The sequence below is a fragment of the Blautia sp. OF09-25XD genome, from assembly GCF_003482095.1.
GTDB classification, from domain to species: Bacteria; Bacillota; Clostridia; order Lachnospirales; family Lachnospiraceae; genus Fusicatenibacter; species Fusicatenibacter saccharivorans.
On record NZ_QUMG01000013.1, the window covers coordinates 75,793 to 92,303 of the forward strand.

Here is a 16,511-nt window from a genome sequence, read left to right on the forward strand (position 1 = left end):
TGGCTGATTTGGTTACTGTTCACTCAGCAGTGAAACACTTGCCGTTTCGCTGTGTAAGAATATGATTCAGGTGATTTGAAGTGGTTTTTTACAGAAGAAAAAGGAAGGTATGACTTTAATGTATCATATTATAGTAAATAAAAAATCGCGGTCGGGGCGCGGCGAGAAGCTGTGGCCGGTGATTGAGGGCGAGCTTGAGCGGCGCAGGACGGAATTTCGTGTATATCCGACAAAGTATCACGGAAGCGCACGGGAGACGGCAGCACGGCTGACCGCGAAAGGGGTATGGAATCCCGATGATGTCCTTCTGGCGATCGGCGGAGACGGTACGGCGAATGAGGCGGTCGATGGAATCACCAGCCTGTCGGATGTAAAGTTCGGTTATATTCCAACGGGAAGCGGCAACGATTTTGCGCGCGGTGCCGGAATTCCCTCCGATCCGCTGCAGGCGCTGGAAGCTGTGCTGAAAGGGGAGGAAAAGGAGATCAACATTGGAACGGCGCTTCTTGGCAGCCAAAAGCGGAGATTTCTCGTCAGCACCGGCATCGGTTTTGATGCAGGCATCTGCCACGAGGCGCTGGCATCAAAAATCAAGAATACGCTGAACCGGCTGCATCTGGGAAAACTTACGTATGTGATGATTGCACTGCGGCAGCTCTTTTATCTCGAACCGTTCACACTGGATGCAGCGCTGGAAAACGGAGAACACCGTTCGTTTGAAAATGTTCTTTTTGCAGTGGCAATGAATTTTCCGTACGAGGGCGGCGGCTTTTGCTTCTGCCCGGAGGCGGACGGGACAGATGATCTGCTCGACGTGATGGTGGTTTCCAATCTTGCCAAATGGAAAGTCAGCTATCTTCTGCCGATGGCGCTGTTTGGACGCCACACGGGATTTCCTGAGGTACATATGGAGCGGTGCAGCAGCCTTTCCTTTCAGACAGACCGCGCGGAACCGGTCCACCTGGACGGAGAATCGGGCGGACACCGCACGGAGGAAAGGATCGGACTGGAAACGGAGCGTCTCCGCCTTTTGGGCGACTGGGTGAAAGAAGGGATGGAAAGATGATGTTCTGGATCATATTTTTTGCAGTGCTTGCCGTTCTGGCAGCAGGTTATTTCTTTTCCATTCTGCCGGCTACATCGAGACGGCAGGAATGTCTGAAATTTGCGGAATGGAATTATGCGCACCGCGGTCTGTGGAACGCGGCGGAGGGAGTTCCGGAGAATTCTCTTCCGGCTTTTGCCCGCGCGGCGGAGCAGGGATATGCCATCGAGCTGGATATTCAGATCACAAAGGATGGACGGATTGTGGTGTTCCACGATGACACGATGAAGCGGATGTGTGGAAACGAGGGAAAAATCAGCGATTATACGTATGAGGAACTCCAGCAGTTCCATCTGGGCGACAGCACGGAAAAGATTCCGCTGCTTCGTGAGGTACTGCAGACGGTAGACGGCCGCGTGCCGCTTTTAATCGAAATCAAGATGCCGGGACTTTCCACGGCGGTCTGTGCGGGATTTCAGAAGGAGATGGAGGGGTACACCGGTATGTTCTGCATGGAATCCTTCAACAGCCTGGCCCTCCGCTGGTGCCGCCGCCACATGCCGCAGACGCTGCGCGGCCAGCTTTCCGGCCGTTTTTCAAAGGATGATAAGGTGCATCTGATCCTGCGGATAATGGCGCGTCATCTGATGCTGAATTTTATCGGGAAACCGGATTTTATCGCCTACGACCACCGCTACGCCGACTGCCCGGTTCCTGATCGACCGTATGCTGTTTCGGACACCGGCATTTGCATGGACGGTAAAAGATGAGCATGTATATAACCGGACACGGAAAAAATTCGACGCGGCGATCTTTGAACATTTCCATCCCAAGGACGGTTTTCAGAAACCGATGAATTGTTTCTTAAAAAATAATAAAGCTTATTGACTTCGGTTTTCGGTGTGCTATAATTTCAGCAGGTTGAAGAGAAAAACCTCGTCAGAAAAGTGGAGGGAAACTATGAAGACAATAAAAAAATATAAGCATTTTCTTCCGGTAGTGGTTTATGGTATTTTCTATCTGAAATGTTTTCAATATCTGGAAACGCACATTACGAAAGGATATCATCTGATTCATACTCCGTTTGATGATATGATTCCGTTCTGTGAGTTTTTTGTGATTCCTTATTTTATGTGGTTTGGATTTATTGCATGGTCTGTCCTTTATTTCGGACTCTGCAACAAGAACCGCAGAGAATATTATCAGCTGATTATCAACCTGGGAATCGGAATGACGGCGTTCCTCGTGATCTCCTATCTGTACCCGAACGGCCAGAACCTGCGCCCGACGGTATTCCCACGGGAGAACATTTTCACGGATCTGGTCAGAGGCCTTTACCTGACAGACACACCGACCAACGTATTCCCAAGTATTCACGTATATAATTCCGTAGCCGTAGCTGTTGCCGTAGAACACAGCGAGCAGCTCAAAAACCGCCCGGTATTCCGAAACGTCTGCCTGGGCCTGACGGTGCTGATTGTGTTTTCGACCATGTTTTTAAAACAGCACTCCGTATCGGATGTGTGCTGTGCGCTTGTTATGAATGCGGGAACCTGTATGCTGCTGTACCGGCCGGCAAAGGCGGGGAATGCACTGCAGACACGGGAGAAAAAAGCGAAATATAGAATGTAAAAACGGAAACGGACGGTCCGCGCACTTTCTGGTGCTGGGGGATACTGTTTCGGGGGATAAGAAATACTAAGAGCCTTGGAATTTGCTAAAAATGTTATAAAAAAGTCAAAACTCGCTGCGCTCAGACAGTTGACTTTTTTATAACAACGCAAATTTCAAGGCTCTTAGTATTTCTAAAGCCCCCTGCAAATGCATCCCCCAGCACCAGAAAGTGCGCGGGCCTGACGGTTTAGGACGGGAGAAAATGGGTGATGAGCGGGATGGTAGTGCAGGAAAAATGGAATGCGTCCGTCTATTAAGAAATAAAACTTATAAAACATATAAGATATATTAATTTCATTTATAAAGATAAATATGCTATTCTGTAAGTAACGAAAGATTGTCCCGTTTTTTGGGGACTATGATTCAGACAAATGGAGGATAAAAATGAGTACAGTCAGACGCGTTTATGTGGAGAAAAAGCCGGAATTTGCGATTAAGGCGAAAGATCTGAAGCATGAAATCAAGCACTATCTGAACATCCAGACCGTAACCAACGTACGGGAGCTGATCCGGTACGATGTAGAAAATATCAGTGATGAGACATATGAGAAAGCATGTAAAGTAGTCTTTGCAGAGCCGCCGGTTGATATCTGCTATCAGGAAGATTTCCCGCGTGCAGAAGGTGCGAGAGTATTTTCCGTAGAATTCCTTCCGGGACAGTTTGATCAGAGAGCCGATTCTGCCGTACAGTGCGTGCAGTTCTTAAAAGAAGACGAGCAGCCGATCATCCGCTCCGCCGTTACGTATGTTATCGAAGGAGAGATGACTGATGAGCAGTTTGACGCAGTCAAAGCACACTGCATCAATCCGGTAGACTCCAGAGAGACAGGACTTGAAAAACCGGAAACCCTCGTGACAAAATTTGAAGAGCCGGCAGACGTCAAAATCTTCGACGGATTCATCGACATGCCGGAGGCAGAATTAAAAGCCCTGTATGATTCCCTCGGCCTTGCCATGACCTTCAAAGACTTCCTGCATATCCAGAACTACTTCCGCGGCGAAGAAAAACGAAATCCATCCATGACCGAGATCCGAGTACTCGATACCTACTGGTCCGATCACTGCCGCCATACCACCTTCTCCACCGAGCTTACCAACGTGACCTTCGGCGAAGGCGACTACTACGAGCCGATGAAAAAAAGCTACGACCGCTACTTAAGCGACCGTGAGGTACTCTACAAAGGCCGTGATGACAAATTCATCTGCCTTATGGACCTTGCCCTTCTGGCAATGAAAAAACTGAAATCCGAAGGAAAACTCGCAGATCAGGAAGAGTCTGATGAAATCAACGCATGCTCCATCGTCGTACCGGTAGATGTAGACGGAAAAGACGAAGAGTGGCTGATCAACTTCAAAAACGAGACCCACAACCACCCGACCGAGATCGAGCCGTTCGGTGGTGCAGCAACCTGCCTTGGCGGTGCAATCCGTGACCCGCTTTCCGGCAGAACCTATGTATATCAGGCAATGCGTGTGACCGGAGCCGCAGATCCGACCCGTCCGCAGAGCGAGACACTCGAAGGAAAACTTCCGCAGAAAAAACTCGTAAGAGAAGCAGCACACGGCTACAGCTCCTATGGAAACCAGATCGGTCTTGCAACCGGCTATGTCAAAGAAGTTTACCATCCGGACTACGTGGCAAAACGTATGGAGATCGGAGCTGTCCTTGGAGCAGCACCGCGCCGTGCCGTTGTCCGTGAAAATTCCGATCCGGGCGATATCATCATCCTGCTCGGCGGCCGTACTGGAAGAGACGGCTGCGGCGGTGCAACCGGTTCCTCCAAAGTACATACGACAGAATCCATCGAGACCTGCGGTGCAGAGGTACAGAAAGGAAACGCACCGACTGAGCGTAAACTGCAGAGACTGTTCCGCCGCGAGGAAGTCAGCCTTCTGATTAAAAAATGCAACGACTTCGGTGCAGGCGGAGTTTCCGTTGCCATCGGTGAGCTGGCACCGGGCCTTAAGATCAATCTGGACAAAGTACCGAAAAAATATGCCGGCCTCGACGGAACCGAGATCGCCATCTCCGAGTCCCAGGAGCGTATGGCCGTTGTCATCGACCCGAAAGACCGTGAGCAGTTCCTGAAATATGCCGCAGAAGAGAACCTGGAGGCAACCGAAGTTGCAGTCGTAACCGAGGACCCGCGTCTGGTACTCTCCTGGAGAGGAAAAGAGATCGTCAATATTTCCCGTGCATTCCTGGACACCAACGGAGCACATCAGGAGAATGATGTCTTCGTAGAGATTCCAAAAGCAGAGGACACCCCGTTAAAAAGAAGCGGTGACATTGCCGACGTGAAAGAAAAATGGCTGTCCACCCTGTCAGACCTCAACGCATGCTCCCAGAAAGGTCTTGTCGAGATGTTTGACTCCTCCATCGGAGCAGCCAGCGTGCTGATGCCGTACGGTGGAAAATATCAGCTGACTGAAACTCAGGCCATGGTTGCAAAAGTGCCGGTTCCGGATGGAAAAACCAACACCGTTACCATGATGAGCTACGGCTTTGATCCATACGTATCGAGCTGGAGCCCGTATCACGGAGCAGTCTATGCCGTAACCGAGTCCCTGTCCCGCATCGTGGCAGTCGGCGGCGATTACAGCAAAGTCCGCTTCACCTTCCAGGAATATTTCCGCAGAATGACGGAGGATCCGCACCGCTGGAGCCAGCCGTTCGCAGCGCTTCTTGGTGCATACGACGCACAGATGGGCTACGGCCTGCCGTCTATCGGAGGAAAAGACAGTATGTCCGGTACCTTCAACCATATCGATGTACCGCCGACACTCGTATCCTTCGCGGTTGACGTTGCAAAATTAAAAGATGTAGTATCTCCGGAGCTGAAAAACACAGGAGACAAACTCGTGTGGATCCACCTTCCAGTCGACGCACATCTGCTTCCAGAGTACGAAGGCGTCATGGAAACCTACAGAAAACTGCATGAGGATATGCAGAACGGCCGTGTGAAAGCCGCTTATGTCGTAGACCGTCAGGGTATCGCAGCAGCCGTATCCAAGATGGCATTCGGTAATGCTCTCGGCGTAACCATCGAGCACAATGTAGACGAGAGAGATCTCTTTACTCCATATATTGCAGATCTGATCTGCGAAGTTCCGGCTGAAAAAGTCGGAGAGCTGGCAAGCACCTACACCGTCATCGGTGAAGTGACAGACAAACCGGTTCTTTCCTATAAAGACACCGAAATCACCATCCGCGAGGCTGTTTCCGCATGGAACAAACCGCTGGAAAAAGTATTCAAGACCGTATCCGGTGCAGAGCTTCCGGAGGTAGATGCCCTGAATGTGGCAGCAGCAGACGAAAACGGAATTGTTGCAGACAGCTGCTATCAGGCAAAGAGCATCCACGTATGCTCCCACAAGCTGGCACAGCCGACCGTATTCATTCCGGTCTTCCCGGGAACGAACTGTGAGTATGACAGCACCAGAGCTTTCGAGCGTGCCGGTGCAAAAGTTATCACTCAGGTATTCAGCAACCTTTCCGCAGAAGACATCTGCGGTTCTGTCGATGCCTTTGAAAAAGCCATCAACCAGGCGCAGATCATCATGTTCCCTGGCGGATTCTCCGCAGGTGATGAGCCGGATGGATCAGCAAAATTCTTTGCAACCGCATTCCAGAATGCGAAGATCAAAGAAGCTGTTACCAAACTGCTGAATGAGAGAGACGGACTTGCCCTTGGTATCTGCAACGGATTTCAGGCACTGATCAAACTGGGACTCGTTCCGTACGGTGAGATTCTCGGACAGACGGAGGATTCCCCGACTCTGACCTTCAACACCATCGGACGCCATATTTCCAAGATGGTTTACACGAAGGTTGTGACCAACAAATCCCCATGGCTGGCAGGCGCCGAGCTTGGCGGTGTTTACACCAATCCGGCATCCCACGGAGAGGGACGTTTCGTAGCATCGAAAGAGTGGATCGACAAGCTGATGGCAAACGGCCAGATTGCAACCCGCTACTGCGATGTCAACGGAAACCTGACCAACAACGAGTACTGGAATGTCAACGGTTCCTACTGCGGAATCGAGGGTATCACCAGCCCGGACGGCCGTGTCTTTGGTAAGATGGCACACGCAGAGCGCCGCGACAACGGCGTAGCAGTCAACATCTACGGAGAGCAGGATCTGAAGATCTTTGAGTCCGGTGTTGCTTACTTTAAATAAAATAAAACCAAAATAGAAGATTCCCGCAGAGAGGAAGAAAGCTCCTTTCTGCGGGAATTTTTTTGTCAGAAACAGTAATTTCTGATTTCGAAAGAAAAAATTTGATTATGCGCCGCGGTGCAGTTATAACGCAATATTTTGCTTTATTAACAAAAGTAATAAGGTCAAATAGTAGAAATATTCTGAAAAAACGAAAGATTTCGATAGTCTCAACACATTACATATATGACGGGCCCGGAAGAGAAGGACAGCGAAATAACAGGAGGGAGAAAGAAGTGTATGAGACAAGAGGAGGAACGATTTTTTCAGATCATATTCGAGGAAAACAGTCATGTGCTGTTCCGTTATATCTGCGGTCAGTTGAACAATGACCGGGAGACGGCGAAGGATGTGCTGAACGATGTATGGGAGGTATTGGTGGTAAAATTTGAAACCGTTGCCGATCTCGAAGGAGAAGAGATGACGAAATGGCTGTTCTGTGTGGCAAAAAACAAGATCAAGAATCAGCGCAGAAAACATTATTATCAGAATGAAGTTTCCTATACACAGTATCAGAAAGAGAACAGAAATGAAGGGGAGGCGGCCGCGACAGCCGAGATTGAGGAACGAATGGTGATGCAGAACTGCATCCAGAACCTGAATCCGATGGATCAGCGCATTTTCTGGGGGAGAGCATATGGATTCAGCTACAAAGAGCTCAGCGGATTCTGCAAGAAAAGCGAACAGGCGCTGCAGTGCCAGTACAGCCGCGCAATCAAGAAACTGCAGGGAATGATGAGTCAGGAAATCAGTCTGACGAGAGCGTAGAAAATGGAAATGGTATGCAGCGGAAACCTCAACTCTTACAATCTAAAAACAATAGAAATATCTAAAAAATTCTCTGCAGGAGAATATCCTGTGTCTAAAAATAAAGTGTTACCGTTTACATATCAAAAATCCGTTTTCCTCGTTGTCGTGGCGCGGAAATTGTGTTAAAATATTTTTAGAAAATTCACACGATGTGCGAGAAGGCAGAAAGGATGAAAACAACATGAAGGATGAGTACGTAGCTATGTAGGCACTTATACCCATGGAAGCAGCATTGGTATTCATTTATATGATGTAAATGTAGAAGAAGGCACTCTGACAGAGCGAAAAGTCATACCGGTCAACAACTCTTCCCACATTGCCCGTTCCTTAAACGGCAAATACCTGTATTCGATTGCAGATGAAGGCGTTGCAGTGTTTGCAGTGGAGGATGACGGAGACCTGACCCCGATCAACAAAGTAGACATCGACGGCATGCGCGGCTGCTATTTGTCGGTGGACAAAACCGGAAGATACCTGTTCGTGGCAGGCTATCATGACGGAAAAGTAACCGTTGTACATACCCATAAGGACGGCCGCCTCGGAAGTCTGATGGACGGCGTGTTCCACAAGGGCCTTGGCAGTGTGGCAGAGCGTAACTTCCGCCCGCATGTCAGCTGTGTCGTTCCTACACCGGACAACAAATATGTCTGCGCAGTCGACAACGGCATTGACCAGATCAAAATGTACAAGCTGAACACACAGCGTGACCGCCTGAAACTGGTGGATATCCTGCGCTGTGAGCGTGAATCCGGCCCGAGAGAGATCGTTTTCAGTGAATCCGGAAAATACGCGTATGTCATTTACGAGCTGATGAACAAAGTCGATGTATTCAGCTACCGTGATACGGGAAACGGACCGGAATTTGAAAAACTGCAGTCGATCAGCACCACATCCGCGAACGTGGACCAGGCGCACGACGCTGCATCCGGCATGTGCCTTTCCCCGGATCACCACTACCTGTTTACTTCTACAGCCGGAGACAATACCGTAGCAATGTTCCATATCGACCCGGAGACCGGCTGCCTGGAGAAGAAGTTTGCACTTCCGATCAGCGGCGAATATCCAAAGGATATTGCAATGTTCCCGGACGGAAAACATATCGCAGTGGCAAACCATGAGTCCAACACGATCACAACATTTACCGTTGATTATGAGAAAAACGTGCTGGTTCAGAAAGGCCGCCCGATGAAAGTGGAGACGCCGAACTGTATTCTGATTACGAAAAAAGGCGTTCACTAAAAAAATAACGCAAAAATGCCTGCAGGAAGAACTGTATCCCGCAGGCATTTTTTGTGTTGAAGCCAGAAAGAAGCAGTCCGGCCTTTATTTCTCGTCCGGAGCCCAGACTTTCTTTACATTGTCCAGTTTGGCGCTCATGCCGACGAGCAGTGCGTCCGCCAGGACAAGAGCGGTCATGCATTCCACGACAACAACGGCGCGTGCAACGACGATCGGGTCGTGGCGGCCTTTGATTTCGATGGCAATGTTTTCACCATCTTTGTTGATGGTCTGCTGGGAAGCAGCAACGGACGGGGTCGGTTTGAAACCAGCCCGGACAACGATATCGCTTCCATCGCTGATACCGCCTAAAATACCGCCGGCGTGGTTGGTCAGCTTGACAATGGAGCCGTCCGCATTTACATGGAAGGCATCGTTATTGGTAAGCCCGGTAGCTGTGCAGACCGAGAAACCGTCTCCGATTTCCACGCCTTTTACGGCGCCGATGGAGACGAGTGCTTTTGCAAGGTTGGCATCGAGCTTTTCAAACACCGGATCGCCGACACCGGCCGGCATATGGTGAACGACACATTCGACCACACCGCCGACGGAATTTTTTTCCGCCATGGCTTTTGTTAAAAGCTCGGAAGCCTTTTCGGCAGCCTCTGCATCCGGCATATTCAGGGCGTTATTCGCGATTTCAACGGCATCAAAAGACTGGATTTCCACGTCACCGATGGAGCGGGTGTAGGCGGAAACGGTGATGCCAAGCTCAGAGAGCATTTTTAAGGCAATGGCACCTGCAGCCACGCGTGCGATCGTCTCGCGTCCTGAGGAGCGTCCGCCGCCGCGGTAGTCGCGGAAACCGTATTTTGCATCAAACGTATAGTCGGCGTGGCCCGGTCTGTAATAGGAAGCAATGTCGCTGTAATCTTTGGAATGCTGATCCTCATTCCATACCACCATGGAAATCGGGGTACCGGTCGTTTTTCCTTCGAAAGTGCCGGATAAAATCTGAACGGTATCGGATTCTTTCCGTTTTGTGGTAAAGCGGTTCTGTCCCGGCTTCCTGCGGTCGAGGTAAACCTGAATATCCTCCTCGGAAAGCGAAAGGCCGGCCGGCACTCCGTCCACAACAACGCCCACGCCTTTTCCATGAGACTCTCCCCAGGTGGTCAGTCTGAAGATGGTACCAAATGATGATCCTGCCATATATAAAGTCCTCCTGAATTTTTTCGTATATTTATAAAATAACTGGAAAAGATTTCTAATAAATTATACCGGAAAGTAAAACATTCGTAAAGCTCTTTTTCAGAGACGAAATTCACCGTTATACCGTTTGACAAACGAAAAGGCAGCACGTATAATGAGAATGTATTTTCGGGCAGTGAAAGCCGGTAAAATAAAACAAACAAAAAGGAAGAGTGTGCATGAATTTTTTAGACAAAATGGAGCGAAAATATGGGAGATACGCGTTAAGCCATCTGACGATGTACATTATCGTAACGTACATTGCGGGCTATATCATTGCGCTTGCGGCCCCCATTATGAGACAGTATCTGACACTGGAACCATATTATATTCTGCACGGACAGATCTGGCGTCTGGTGAGCTGGATTCTGATTCCGCCGAGCAGCCTTGATATCTTTACGATCATCATGCTGTTTTTCTATTACTCAATCGGAACAAGCCTTGAGAGAGCCTGGGGAGATTTCAAGTATAATGTTTACATCTTTTCCGGCATTCTGATGACCATTATCGGTTCCTTCCTGCTGTATGGAATCTTATATGCAGTCAACGGATATCCGTCGCTGATGGGAACGGCATTCAGCACTTACTACATCAGCCTCTCGATTTTCCTCGGCTTTGCGATCAGCTTCCCGGATATGCAGGTACTGCTGTATTTCATTATTCCGATCAAAATCAAATGGCTGGCATACCTTGACGTAGCGCTTCTCGCCTACAGCATGATTACCAGCATCATGAGCGGAAACTGGGCAGGATGTGTTGTTATTCTTTGTTCCCTTGCAAACGTCCTTGTGTTCTTCCTGATGACAAGAAAAGGAAAACGCGGCTCTTTCCAGCAGAACAGACGCCGGAAGGAATTCAAAAAGGCCGTTTCAAGAGGCGAAGCCGAATACCGCAATCCGAACGGGATCACAAAACACAAATGTGCGATCTGCGGTCGGACCGAAAAAGATGATCCGAATCTGGAGTTCCGTTTCTGCTCCAGATGCAACGGAAATTATGAATACTGTCAGGATCACCTGTTTACGCATGAACATGTAAAATAAAGAAGGAGAGAAAGTATGAGAAGAACGAAAATTGTCTGCACCATGGGACCAAATACCAACTCCCGTGACCTGATGAAAAAACTGATTGAAACCGGAATGGATGTTGCTCGTTTTAATTTTTCTCATGGAGACCACGATGAGCAGAAAATGCGTATGGATATGTTGAAAGAGCTTCGAAAAGAGCTGAAAACTCCTGTGGCAATCCTTCTGGACACTAAAGGACCGGAAATCCGTACCGGCGTTTTGAAAGATGGCAAAAAAGTAAATCTGGTAACCGGACAGACCTTTACCCTGACAACCGTTCAGGAGACCGGAGATGAAAATCACTGTTCTGTCAGCTACACCGGCCTTACGGAAGATATCAAAGAGGGAGATACGATTTTGATCGATGATGGTCTGATCGGTCTGCGCGTAGAAAAAGTAAATGCACCGGAAATTGTCTGTACCGTAGTAAACGGCGGCGAGCTCGGAGAAAAAAAGGGCGTGAATGTACCGAACGTTTCGATCAATCTTCCGAACCTGACGGAGAAAGACAAAGGAGATCTTCTTTTTGGTATTGAACAGGATATTGATTTTGTTGCAGCTTCCTTTATCCGGAATGCAGAGGCAATTAACGAAATCCGTGAGTTCCTTGTGGCAAACGGAGGAGAGCATATTGATATCATTGCCAAGATCGAAAATGCGGAGGGTGTGCAGAACATCGACAGCATCATCGATGCGGCAGATGGTGTGATGGTTGCAAGGGGAGATCTTGGTGTAGAGATTCCGGCGTGCCAAGTACCGCATGTACAGAAAATCATCATTGAAAAATGCAATCATAAATACAAACCGGTTATCACAGCAACCCAGATGCTGGATTCCATGATCCGGAACCCGCGTCCGACCCGTGCAGAGGTAGCCGATGTTGCGAATGCAATTTATGATGGAACGGATGCGATCATGCTCTCCGGCGAAACAGCAGCCGGAAAATATCCGATCGAGGCAGTTACCATGATGGGAGAGATTGCCGAGCAGACGGAGCGTTATCTGAAATTCGAAGACTACCGCGATGGAAAAGCGCTGGAAGGAAAGCTAAATGTTTCCGCAGCAGTCGGAAGTGCAGCCGTTTCTATGGTAGAACACATCAAAGCAGCCTGCATTGTGACTCCGACGATGTCCGGTCAGACTGCAAGACTGATTTCCAACCTTCGTCCGAGCGTACCGATTTACGGCGTTACCCCATATGAATGGGCAAGAAGAAAAATGCAGCTCTACTGGGGCGTTCGTCCGGTGACCGGATACGAGGAAGATTCTACGGAGAACATCATTTCCCATGCTATGTATATGGTGCGCCGTGAGGAGCTTGTAGAACGTGGCGATATGGTTATTTTTACGGCCGGAGACCCTGCTACTAACGAGGTGACGGGTGAAGGATATATGACAAACATGCTTCACATTATTCAGGCAAAATAAGCAGAAGAAGGAGACAAAAGAGAATGACGAAGAAGCCTTTTGTAACAAAAGAAAAACTGGAAGAAATCGCAGCAGCAGTACCAACTCCGTTTCACATTTACGATGAAAAAGGAATTCGTGAGAATGCGAAAGCGGTAAAGGAAGCTTTTTCCTGGAATCCGGGATTTCGTGAGTATTTTGCTGTAAAAGCGAACCCAAACCCGACACTGATCAAAATGCTGGGTGAATATGACTGCGGATGCGACTGCTCTTCTTACACGGAGCTGATGCTTTCCGATGCGATGGGATTTGAGAAAGATAAAATCATGTTTTCATCCAACGTAACACCGGCTGCAGAGTATCAACTGGCTGCAGAGCTTGGTGCGATCATTAACCTTGATGATATTACGCATATTGATTTTCTTGAGAAAACATTAGGCTACATTCCGAAGAAAATCTGTTGCCGTTATAACCCGGGCGGACTGTTTAAAATCAGCACCGATATTATGGACAATCCGGGAGATGCCAAATACGGTATGACAACCGAGCAGATTTTTGAGGCATTCCGCATTCTGAAGGCAAAAGGGGCAGAAGAGTTCGGCATCCATTCCTTCCTTGCAAGTAATACCGTAACCAATGATTACTACCCAGTTCTGGCAAAAACACTGTTTGAGCTGGCTGTAAAGCTGCAGAAAGAGACGGGCGTGAAGATTAAATTCATCAATCTTTCCGGCGGCGTCGGAATTCCGTACAAACCGGATCAGGAAGGCAATGACATCCGCGTGATTGGCGAGGGTGTACATAAAGTGTACGATGAAGTTCTCGTTCCGGCCGGCATGGGCGATGTTGCAATTTACACGGAAATGGGCCGTTTCATGATGGGACCGTACGGCGGACTCGTTACCCGCGCCATCCATCAGAAACACATCTACAAAGAGTACATCGGCTGTGATGCCTGCGCGGTCAACCTGATGAGACCGGCTATGTACGGCGCTTACCATCACATCACGGTGATGGGAAAAGAAGATCAGCCGTGCGACCACAAATATGACGTAACAGGCTCTCTGTGCGAGAACAACGATAAATTCGCGATCGACCGCATGCTTCCGGAAGTGGAAGTCGGAGACCTCCTCTTCATCCACGACACCGGCGCACATGGATTTTCCATGGGATACAACTACAACGGAAAATTAAAATCTGCAGAGGTTCTGTTAAAAGAGGACGGCAGCTTTGAAGTCATCCGCCGCGCAGAAACCCCGAAGGACTACTTCGCTACACTGGATGGAACACCGGAGTATGAGAAGATGTTTGGAAATAAATAAGAAATAACAACAGTAAAACCCCTTTCAAAAAGAACCATGCGGCAGATGGCCGGTTCTTCGAAAGGGGTTTTCTTTCTTTCAAAAGCTGTTTTTTTGAAGGGAAGACAATAAAAAAGATCTGCATCAACGTTCGTTTTTGCAGATCTTTTTTAGCTATGCCGCTGGCCGGACTCGAACCGGCACGGTTATTCACCGCTTGATTTTGAGTCAAGTGCGTCTACCAATTCCGCCACAGCGGCAGTGTTCGTAATCAGAACAAGATATATTTTACCATAAAAACAAGAAGGACGCAAGAGAAAAAAATGGAATAATTATCATAAAAACTTTCTAAAAAAGATTGACGAAAGGAAAAAATAGAAGTATAGTGTAGATAGTTTAGTACCATACTAAATTTTACATCATAAGTTCAAATAACGATTTATCGAAAACGCCATCGTTAGATGGTCCACAGTGTGTGGAACGAAAACTGTTGTCTTCATAGACAGCAGTTTTTTTTGTTGTCTAAAATTAGAAATGAAACATGGTTATGATTCAGTACTGTGAGAACAGCAAGAACCAGGAAGTAGAATTGTTGAAAATAGGAAAGAAAAGATGTAAAAAATCAAAATATATGGTAAAATTAGATAAAATGTAGAAAATGGAGGAAAGAACAGATGAAAGGGGAATATTATCTCGGACTTGATATGGGAAGCAGTTCGGTTGGATGGGCTGTGACAAATGAGAAGTACGAAATTTTGCGCGCACATGGAAAAACACTTTGGGGTGTACGGCTATTTGACAGTGCACAGACTGCAGAAGAGAGAAGAGGGTTTCGGACAGCAAAACGAAGATTGGATCGTCGTAATTGGAGAATAGAATTGCTGCAGAAAATTTTTGCGGAAGAAGTAGAAAAGATAGATGATGGATTTTTTCGCAGAATGAAAGAGAGTCGTTACTGGCCAGAGGATAAGCGTGACAGGCAGGGAAAGTGTCCGGAACTTCCCTATGCATTGTTTGCGGATGATGATTACACAGACAAAGAATATCATAAACAGTTTCCAACCATCTATCATCTGAGAAAATGGTTAATGGAAACTGACGAAACGCCTGATATTCGCCTGATATATCTTGCTCTGCATCATATGATGAAACACAGAGGCCATTTTCTATTAAACGGAAATATCGAACAGGTAAGAGAATTTCAGACAACATTTGAACAGTTCCTTGAAGCAGTGCGGGCAGAAGAACTTGGCTTTTCTTCCGAGATTGGAGTGGAAAGAAGCAAGGAAATAGAGGCAATTTTAAAAGACCGAACATTGACCAAATCTGCGAAAAAGACAAAAGCAGTAAAAGCAATGCGGGCAGAAACATCCTGTGAAAAAGAGTGGCTGGGATTGATTACCGGTGGAACAGCAAAACTGGGAAATCTGTTTGGGGAAAAACAGATGGATACACTGGAACGGCCAAAACTTTGCTTCGCAGATGCAGGTTATGAAGAATACGCTGGAGAGATCGAGCAGAGCTGGGAGAAAAATATGTATTAATTGAACACGCAAAAGCAGTGTACGATTGGGCTGTTCTGGCTGATATTTTGCAGAACTATTCTTCTCTTTCAGAGGCAAAAGTGGCACTTTATGAAAAGCATAAAAAAGATCTGAAAGATCTGAAAAAGCTGGTCAGAGAGAATCTTTCAAGGGAAGAATATCAGAGACTGTTTGCAAAAAAGGATGAAAAAGCTAATTATTATGCGTATATCAAGGCACCAAAACAATGTAGTCAGGAAGACTTTTACGGTTATCTGAAAAAGAATATTCTGGGCAAGATATCAGATGTGACGAAAGCATCCTGCATGCAGAAGGAAATGGAAATGGGAACGTTTCTTCCGAAACAGACTGTAAAAGACAACAGTGTCATTCCATATCAGATTCATTTATATGAATTAAATGCAATCCTGAAAAATCTGGAAGATAAAGTTCCGCTACTGAAAGAGAATGGAGAGAAGATTCAAAAGATTTTCACATTCCGCATTCCGTACTACGTAGGACCCTTAAACGGAATTCGAAAAAAAGGGGAGAAGAGTAACTGGGCGGTACGAAAAGAAGGCAAAATATATCCATGGAACTTCGATGAGATGGTAGATTTGGAAGCAAGTGCAGAGCAGTTTATTCGAAGAATGACGAATAAATGTACTTATCTGCCAAGTGAAGATGTTTTACCAAAGTATTCTCTGCTGTACAGCAAATACGAAGTTTTAAATGAATTAAATAATCTGCGTTTGGATGGAGAAAAGATATCTGTAGAGCAGAAACAGAAAATATATGAAGAAGTATTCCAGAAAAGCAGAAAGGTTACACAGAAAAAACTGAAAAACTATTTAGTGAAAGAAGGAATTACCGGAAAAGAAGTTGAAATTACCGGAATTGATGGTGATTTCAAGAGTTCTCTTACGGCATACCATGACTTTAAAGAGAAATTAACAAATCTGCACTGAACCAGGCGGAAAAAGAATGCATCATC

The 16,511-nt window shown here is 47.3% G+C and carries 10 protein-coding genes, 1 tRNA gene and 1 pseudogene; 10 read left to right on the forward strand and 2 right to left on the reverse strand.

All coding sequences use genetic code 11. The annotated features are described in order from the left end of the window. Positions 1–118 precede the first annotated feature (118 nt). The 6 genes from DXA93_RS11420 (at position 119) to DXA93_RS11445 (ending at position 8,989) form a co-directional block, all read left to right on the forward strand. Entirely contained in the window at positions 119–1,066 is a 948-nt protein-coding gene (locus DXA93_RS11420) for a diacylglycerol/lipid kinase family protein (RefSeq protein ID WP_055228514.1), read from the forward strand. After that, positions 1,063–1,815, forward strand: coding sequence for a glycerophosphodiester phosphodiesterase family protein (locus DXA93_RS11425; RefSeq protein ID WP_119208350.1), 753 nt, complete (start codon positions 1,063–1,065; stop codon positions 1,813–1,815). Before DXA93_RS11420 ends, DXA93_RS11425 begins: the two co-directional genes overlap by 4 nt. A 190-nt stretch (positions 1,816–2,005) precedes the next feature. Next, positions 2,006–2,677 (forward strand): phosphatase PAP2 family protein, encoded by a 672-nt coding sequence (locus tag DXA93_RS11430; protein ID WP_117814285.1) that lies wholly within the window; start codon positions 2,006–2,008, stop codon positions 2,675–2,677. 426 nt (positions 2,678–3,103) lie between these two features. Beyond that, entirely contained in the window at positions 3,104–6,901 is a 3,798-nt protein-coding gene (locus DXA93_RS11435) for a phosphoribosylformylglycinamidine synthase (protein ID WP_117814286.1), read from the forward strand. Between the two features lie 279 nt (positions 6,902–7,180). Then, complete coding sequence (locus DXA93_RS11440; RefSeq protein ID WP_158565082.1) at positions 7,181–7,708, forward strand: RNA polymerase sigma factor; 528 nt, start codon at positions 7,181–7,183, stop codon at positions 7,706–7,708. Positions 7,709–7,987: 279 nt separating this feature from the next. Further along, positions 7,988–8,989, forward strand: a complete 1,002-nt coding sequence (locus DXA93_RS11445; RefSeq protein WP_334294858.1) for a lactonase family protein — start codon at positions 7,988–7,990, stop codon at positions 8,987–8,989. Between the two features lie 84 nt (positions 8,990–9,073). On the opposite strand, the gene aroC is transcribed toward DXA93_RS11445, so the two are convergent. After that, positions 9,074–10,180, reverse strand: a complete 1,107-nt coding sequence (gene aroC, locus DXA93_RS11450; RefSeq protein ID WP_055228518.1) for a chorismate synthase — start codon at positions 10,178–10,180, stop codon at positions 9,074–9,076. A 218-nt stretch (positions 10,181–10,398) separates the two neighbouring features. Here aroC and DXA93_RS11455 point away from each other — a divergent pair, with 218 nt between their 5' ends. The 3 genes from DXA93_RS11455 to DXA93_RS11465 are packed head-to-tail and all read left to right on the forward strand — an operon-like array spanning position 10,399 to position 14,015. After that, positions 10,399–11,262, forward strand: coding sequence for a hypothetical protein (locus DXA93_RS11455; protein WP_055228519.1), 864 nt, complete (start codon positions 10,399–10,401; stop codon positions 11,260–11,262). 15 nt (positions 11,263–11,277) lie between these two features. Then, positions 11,278–12,714 (forward strand): pyruvate kinase, encoded by a 1,437-nt coding sequence (gene pyk, locus DXA93_RS11460; RefSeq protein ID WP_022463218.1) that lies wholly within the window; start codon positions 11,278–11,280, stop codon positions 12,712–12,714. 23 nt (positions 12,715–12,737) lie between these two features. Next, a complete protein-coding gene (locus tag DXA93_RS11465) occupies positions 12,738–14,015 on the forward strand; it encodes a diaminopimelate decarboxylase (protein ID WP_055221426.1) in 1,278 nt (425 codons plus the stop codon). Between the two features lie 156 nt (positions 14,016–14,171). Here the strand turns inward: DXA93_RS11465 and DXA93_RS11470 are convergent. After that, a tRNA-Leu gene (locus DXA93_RS11470) sits at positions 14,172–14,254 on the reverse strand. A 444-nt stretch (positions 14,255–14,698) separates the two neighbouring features. Between DXA93_RS11470 and cas9 the strand changes: the two are divergent. After that, a pseudogene (gene cas9 / locus DXA93_RS18945) lies at positions 14,699–16,485 on the forward strand (type II CRISPR RNA-guided endonuclease Cas9). Positions 16,486–16,511 lie beyond the last annotated feature (26 nt).

What these genes read in the sequence shown, in the direction of transcription:
- DXA93_RS11420 (WP_055228514.1), top strand. Translation starts at nt 119, where the DNA reads ATGTATCATATTATAGTAAATAAAAAATCGCGGTCGGGGCGCGGCGAG.
- DXA93_RS11425 (WP_119208350.1), top strand. Translation starts at nt 1,063, where the DNA reads ATGATGTTCTGGATCATATTTTTTGCAGTGCTTGCCGTTCTGGCAGCA.
- DXA93_RS11430 (WP_117814285.1), top strand. Translation starts at nt 2,006, where the DNA reads ATGAAGACAATAAAAAAATATAAGCATTTTCTTCCGGTAGTGGTTTAT.
- DXA93_RS11435 (WP_117814286.1), top strand. Translation starts at nt 3,104, where the DNA reads ATGAGTACAGTCAGACGCGTTTATGTGGAGAAAAAGCCGGAATTTGCG.
- DXA93_RS11440 (WP_158565082.1), top strand. Translation starts at nt 7,181, where the DNA reads ATGAGACAAGAGGAGGAACGATTTTTTCAGATCATATTCGAGGAAAAC.
- aroC (WP_055228518.1), bottom strand. Translation starts at nt 10,180, where the DNA reads ATGGCAGGATCATCATTTGGTACCATCTTCAGACTGACCACCTGGGGA.
- DXA93_RS11455 (WP_055228519.1), top strand. Translation starts at nt 10,399, where the DNA reads ATGAATTTTTTAGACAAAATGGAGCGAAAATATGGGAGATACGCGTTA.
- pyk (WP_022463218.1), top strand. Translation starts at nt 11,278, where the DNA reads ATGAGAAGAACGAAAATTGTCTGCACCATGGGACCAAATACCAACTCC.
- DXA93_RS11465 (WP_055221426.1), top strand. Translation starts at nt 12,738, where the DNA reads ATGACGAAGAAGCCTTTTGTAACAAAAGAAAAACTGGAAGAAATCGCA.